The following is a 6,487-nucleotide window of genomic DNA, read 5'->3' as shown; positions in this document are numbered from 1 at the left end:
GACACCAAGCAGATCGCCTACACGGGCCGTGTCCGGGGTGCGGCCAGCAGCACCGAGACCTTCAACACCACCAGCAGCGTCAGCGTGGGCGGAACCACCCTGGCCCAGGTGGGCGGCAACCTGACGGCCGTGGGCGCGCAGATGGACCTGGCCGGGGGCGGCACCCTGGCCGTCAAGGGCAATATCGATCTCAGCGCCGCCGTGGACCGGCTGCAGGTGGACAGCCATGCCGCCAGCAGTGGCGGCGGGCGCAGCCACAGCGATAGCCTGCACCAGGATGACCAGACACTGCAGGGCACGCGCATCCGCGCGGGCGACAACCTGACCCTGGCCAGCGGCGGCAATATTGCCCTGCAGGCCAGCAGCATCCAGCTCAGCCAGGGCGCCTTGGGCCTGCAGGCCCAAGGCGACATCCTCATCGGCACGCAGAACCAGCACAGCGAGCTGGCTACGACCAATGCCGGTAGCCATAACACCGGGGTGGCCAGCAAGAGCAGCACCGAGGCCCACAGCAGCACCAGCGACAGCGCGATTGGCAGCAGCCTGAGTGCGGGTAGCATCACGGCCATCGCCGGGCGCGACCTGGCCATTACCGGCTCCAGCCTGACCGCCCAGGGCGACACCACGCTGAGTGCGGCCCGCGATGTGACCATACAGTCCGCACAGAACACCAGCCAGACCAGCGACTTCCAGCAGACGAGCCGCAGCGGTCTTACTGACACCGGCATCAACGGCGTCAACTTCGGCAAAGCCGCCTCCGACCAGGCCCTGGGCATGCGGCAGACCGTGAACACGGGTGCCAGCGTCACCGGCGCCAATGTCAGCGTCACCGCCGGGCGCGATGCCACCATCAGCGCCAGCACGATGATCGCCGATACAGACCTCGCCATCAGCGCCGCGCGCAACGTCAACATCCTGGCCGCCAGCGACAACCAGAGCAGCACCCAAAGCGCCCACTCCAGCAGCAGCAACTCCAGCGTGTCACCCAGCATGTCGGGGCGCCTCACCTTCTATGGCACCTCCCACGCCTCGCAAACCGGCAACGCCGATGGCACCACCGCCGTCACCAGCGCGCTCGCCGCCAACGCCGGCAATCTGACCATCACCGCCGGCACCGATGCGCAATACAAAGGCAGCGGCCAGGGCAACATCACCACCCAGGGCGCCGATCTGCTGGCCAAGGGCGACCTCGCCCTCACCGGCAATGCCGTGGACCTGCAGGCCATCTCCAGCACCAGCCGCAGCGCCACCGAGAGCCAGAGCCGCAGCGTCACGCTGGGTTCCACGCCCACCGGCCTCATCGGCAGCGCCATCACCGCCATCAGCGACAACATCACCCTGGCGCAGAACACCGACAACAAGCGCCTGCAAGGTGCCGCCAGCCTCAAGGCCGGCTACGACGCCTACAAGCTGGGCAGCGGCATCAGCCAGGCGGTCTCCAAAGGTGACAACCCGGTGGCCAGCAAAGAGGCCTTCGGCGTCAGCGTCAACCTCACCGTAAGCAAGTCCAGTCAGAGCACGGCCGACAGCAACAGCAGCGCGCGCGGCACCAATCTGCAGGCCGACAAGATCAGCATCACCAGCCGCGAGGGGGATATCAGCGCCGCCGGCGCCAAGTTGCAGGCCAGAGACATCACGCTGGACGCGGCCCGCAACCTGAACCTCACGGCCGCCGTCAACCAAAGCGCGGTACAGACCCGCAACGCCAGCTCCAGCGCCGGGTTGGGGGTCACCGTGGCCTTTGGCGGCGAGCAAAACGGCATGAGCTTCCAAGTCAACGCCGCGCGCGCCAGCGGCCACAGCAATGGCAGCGAGACCACCTACGACAACACCCTGGTCACCGCCACCGACCACTTGAGCATTCGCAGTGGTAGCGACACCAATCTACAGGGTGCACAGTTGGCAGGCAAAACGGTCACGGCCGACATCGGCGGCAACCTGAACATCCAGACCCTGCAGGACCAGAGCCAGTTCACCAGCGAGCAGAAGAACGCGGGCTTCAGCATGAGCCTGTGCATTCCGCCCATCTGCGCGGGTGTACCGGTCACCGGCAGTGTCAACTACGGCAAGAGCAGCATCGACCATAACTACCAGAGTGCCACCGGACAAAGCGGTATCGCCGCGGGCGACAAAACAGGTGCAGGTGGCTTTGACATCAAGGTCGCAGGCAACACCGACCTAAAGGGCGGCGCCATCACCAGCACGGCCAGCGCGGAGCACAACAGCCTGCAGACCGCCAGCCTCACCAGCAGCGATCTGGCCAACCAGCAGACCACCAGTGCCAGCAGCAGCCAGACGGGGCTGGGCTATGGCGGCGCCACGTCCTTCGGTGCCACCCTGGCGGCGAATGCGGCCAGCAATATGCTGGGCAATCTGGGCTCGGGCGCCGGCATGCCGGCCAATGAAGACACGCATACCAGCACGCTGAGCGTTATCAGTCCGGCGGCGGTGACGATCACCGGTACGGGCAATGCGCAGACGGACGCCAGCAGCGCGCAGACGGTGGCCACGCTGACCAGCCGAGACGCCAGTACCGCCAATGGGGCGCTGAAGAACACGCTGACGCTGCAGCAGGCATCGCAATTGGAGGCCAAGCAGAAGGAGGCGCAGCAGAACCAACAGGCGGCCAATCTGGCAGGGGCAGTAATGGCCAATGAGATTGGGGGAATGGGCTTTGCCGATGGCTCCCCGGAGAAGATGGTGCTGCACGGGGTGTCGGGGGCTATCCAGGCGGCCATTGCCGGGGGCAACATCGGCTCCGGGCTGGCTGCCGGGGTGGCCAATGAGTATTTAACGAGTCTCGTAGTCGACTACCTGCGCGAGCAAGGCATTGATCCCCGCAGCGAGGATGGCAAGAGCTACCTGAAGGCGGCTTCCACCTTGATTGGGGCAGCTGCGGGGGCGGTGGTGGGCGGGTCTGCTGGCGCGGTCGTGGGCGGGAATGTGGCATTGGTGAATACGACCAATAACCTGCTCAAGCATCTGTCCGACATCAAGAAGAACTGCATCACGGGCTGCAGCGCAGCAGTGATGGCCTTGGTCAACGGCAGCAAGTCGGGCAATGCCTATACGCTGCCCTCGGGCGCGGGTGTGCAGATCGTGGTCGGCACCGATGGTTCGGTGGGGGCCTGGGTCGCGCCTCCGGGCGGAGGAGACCCGGTACTGATGGATGGGCCAGCGTATGCCGCCTTCAGCCAAAAGACGCCCAATGAGCAAGTTGCGCTGTTGAACAGTTCGCAGTTCCAACTGACGATAGCCAATGCGGGGATGGTGACTAGCAATGTGCTGAGCAGTGTTGCGGTGGGGATCAAGTCCTATGGGGGTACCGTTGCCGACACGTTGACGGATATCGGCGACGGTGCGGTGACCGTGGTAAAGGGCATCGCCCAAAACGGCCCTTACGCCGTCAATCCGCAAGACATGCCAACCGACGACGGGCGGCCTCCAGCGGCTGGGGGGACGGCGGTGGTGACGGCACTGCCAGCTGTAGTATGCCTTCCGCCCGTTTGCGCGCCTGTTGTGTTGCCTCCGATGGCGACTGGGGGTGGCTCGCCTAATCTGGGGAATTTGACTTATAGCCAAGGGGCGGATGATGGGGGTGGGAGTGCGGCTAGTGGCGGAGCGAATGGGGGAGGTAATTCGACTGGCACTGTGTTTGATTCAATCAAGGCTACACAACCGACCTATCCAGGCTCTTCCATTCCCCGCTCTTTCGAGATGACGCTACCCAACGGGCAGAGTATTTGGGTAGCAGGAAATGCAACAGAGCACATGGCTGAATTCGCACAAAGCAAAGCTGTCAATTTCACACCAGAATCGGTCCGCTTGGCTTCGCAAGAGCAGTTGGCTAGCCTGCAGGGGGCAGTTAATACTGCAACTCAGAGCGGAGTGGTATACAACCAGATACTGAATGTCGGTGAATGGGAACTCAAATTTGCACCACCTAGACAACCGGGGCAATTGCCGTCGTTAATTCATGCTTTGCAAAAGTAGTGAGATAAAAAATATGAAAATTCAATTTAAACAACCCATCGATCTTGTTTTAGAGGTTATCGAGACAGATGAGCATATTCCATCAATGCGCGTCAGCGTGCAAATTATTGTGGCGCAGTTTCAGCACACGTCAGAATATGAAGGCACGTTTTGGATCGACTGTATGACTTGGGATGGCTTTACAAAATCTCTCCATGGACCATTTGAGGAAGCAGTAGTGCTACGAGATATGAGCGAATGTTTTGCAATTGCACTTCAGAAAATAGACAGCAACTTAACGTTTGCATGGAATTTTGCCAAAGCAGATGTTGGAGGTAATCGGCAAGTGGAAATCAACTTCACTTCGATTATTGATGATGACATGTTGTCGAAAATTAGAAATGAATTTTTGGAATTCCCAGTGTGGTGGAGTTTTACTTAAATTTTGTGTTCAAGACATAACACAACAACAAGGAACGTAATTCTCTTGCCGACTCGTTCCATTCATGCATTGAAATTTAAACCATTACTAAAGGATAAAATGCGAGTATTGAGTTTGGTGATGATTATTTTTCTAACTGCTTGCCAGTCGATCGGCGTTCAGTACAAACCACCTGAGTCAAATCAACCAGCAGCACTTTTGAAAGGTCGGGACTATTTCATCAACTCGTTCAACCAAAGCGGCTGCTACTCAGGGCGTACGCACGTTGATGTTGACCAGCGTGTACATGCGCAGCAACCCATCGTGCTTTCCATCGAAGCAGCTATGCGACCCGATGAATTTTGTCGAGCTTCAGTGCAATTTGTTCCTGAAACTGATCAGACCTATCTTGTTAGCGGACGGTTCTCACGAAAGCTGCGAGAAGGTACCTTCATCCCTATTTCGGATGGGGTATGCAGCTTATCTGTTATGAAGGTCATGCCCGATGGCTCGGTACAACCCATACCAACTAAAGCTGTCGCGCTAAGGTCTACTGCACTCACATGCATTCAAGCTGTTGAGCGCTAAATCTAAATCAGGCAGTTACCCTGCCGTTATGAGCCGGTGTCCTGTTCGCAGGTTCGCCAAGCTCCGGGTATCCATTTCCAACCTCGTTTTCACGAGACCTGTACCTTCTCCCGTTCCGAACCGGGTAAGTCCGTAACTTTTTTCAATGCGCCACACACAGGCAAGCATTGAAATTTACACATCAAATCAGCTGCTAGCGCAGATAGCAGCTGCGCCAACAGCTATCAATTCAGTAGTAGTCACACAAAACAGTCAAACCACACAGACTGCCAGCACCAGCGTGGGCAGCCAGGTCTGTGGCAGCAGCATCACCTCCCAGACCAACACCCTGCTGGCCGCGGGCAACAACCTGGTGGTCACCTCCGCGCAAAACACCAGCAGCGCCAGCTATGACAAGGAGCAAAAGACGTCCGGCCTGATGGTGTCGGCCGAGCGCATCGACCTGAAAGCCAAGAACAGCCACGCCACGCAAAGCAGCCAGACCACCCAGTCCGCCAGCACCATCGCCAGCGGGGGCAATACCACCCTGGTGGCGGGTAACCAGCTGGTGGTCTACGCCTCCAACCTCAGCGCCGGCCAGACTTTGACGCTGCAGGGGGCGGATGTGAACTTGCAGTCGGGCCTGAACGCCAGCAGCGCCAGCGAACAAAACAGCAGCAGCCGTGGCGGTCTCAGCATCGGTCCGCACGTCACGGGCATCACCCCCAAGACCAAAGGTACCCAGGACCAGCAAGACACCACGCTGGCGGCCACCACGCTGAGCGCGCAGAACATCAACATCAAGGCGACCGGGGACACGGGCGCCAACGGCAGCATCACCCTGGCCGGTGTACAGGCAAAGACCCCCGGCAAGCTCAGCCTGGACGCGGGCACAGACGGTACGCTGAACCTGAACCTGGTCACCACCACGCAATACCTGGCGCACACCAGCTCCAGCGGCGATGAGATGCTCGGCAAGTCCCGCGACCAGGGCAGCAGCGCCGAGACCGCCCACTACAACCAGCTGGAGGTGGGCAGCCTGAGCGTGAACGCGGGCCACGTCAACGTGCAGATCGCCAGGACGGCAGCGGAGGTGAAGGCCGAGCAGGCGGTGGCGGCGGAGAAAGCCGCTGCAGAGAAAGCGGCAGTAGCTGCTGCAGTGGAGAAGGCTGCTGCGGAGAAAGCGGCGGCCACCACCGTGGCCAGTGCGGCAGGCATGGTGGACAGCAATAGCGGCATCAACGGCGGCACGTCCGCCACGGTCCTGACGTCGGATATTCTGGCTGTGGCTCCCGCCACGGCTACGACTACCAGCACGACCATACCCACCACCTCACCCACCTCCACATCCCCCAGCATCCTCACCAAGGCGCCCACCACGCCGCCGCCGACCCTGCAGGAGAAGGCCCAGCTGCTGGCCCAGAAGAGCTGGGACTACAAGCACCAGGGGCTGACACAGGCCGGCTCCCTCATCGTGGCGATTGTGGTGACGGTGGCGTCGATGGGCACGGCCTCGGAGGCCGGGGC

4 protein-coding genes are annotated in these 6,487 nt (G+C 60.6%); all 4 read left to right on the top strand.

The features are described 5' to 3' along the window. Positions 1 to 3,993, top strand: a 3,993-nt coding sequence (locus tag AC07R0_RS25605; RefSeq protein ID WP_495107012.1) for a hemagglutinin repeat-containing protein, incomplete at its 5' end; no start/stop codon positions are given. 13 nt (positions 3,994 to 4,006) lie between these two features. Next, positions 4,007 to 4,414, top strand: coding sequence for a hypothetical protein (locus AC07R0_RS25600; RefSeq protein ID WP_495107011.1), 408 nt, complete (start codon positions 4,007 to 4,009; stop codon positions 4,412 to 4,414). A gap of 45 nt (positions 4,415 to 4,459) precedes the next feature. Beyond that, positions 4,460 to 4,981, top strand: coding sequence for a hypothetical protein (locus AC07R0_RS25595; RefSeq protein ID WP_495107010.1), 522 nt, complete (start codon positions 4,460 to 4,462; stop codon positions 4,979 to 4,981). A 280-nt stretch (positions 4,982 to 5,261) separates the two neighbouring features. Continuing rightward, positions 5,262 to 6,487 (top strand): hemagglutinin repeat-containing protein (locus AC07R0_RS25590; protein WP_495107009.1); only part of this gene is annotated, 1,226 nt, incomplete at its 3' end.

Source organism: Rhodoferax sp. GW821-FHT07F03 (assembly GCF_059418745.1).
The sequence above is the reverse complement of the archived record's forward strand: the minus strand, read 5'-3'. Positions and strand labels throughout refer to the sequence as shown.

What these genes read in the sequence shown, in the direction of transcription:
- AC07R0_RS25600 (WP_495107011.1), top strand. Translation starts at nt 4,007, where the DNA reads ATGAAAATTCAATTTAAACAACCCATCGATCTTGTTTTAGAGGTTATC.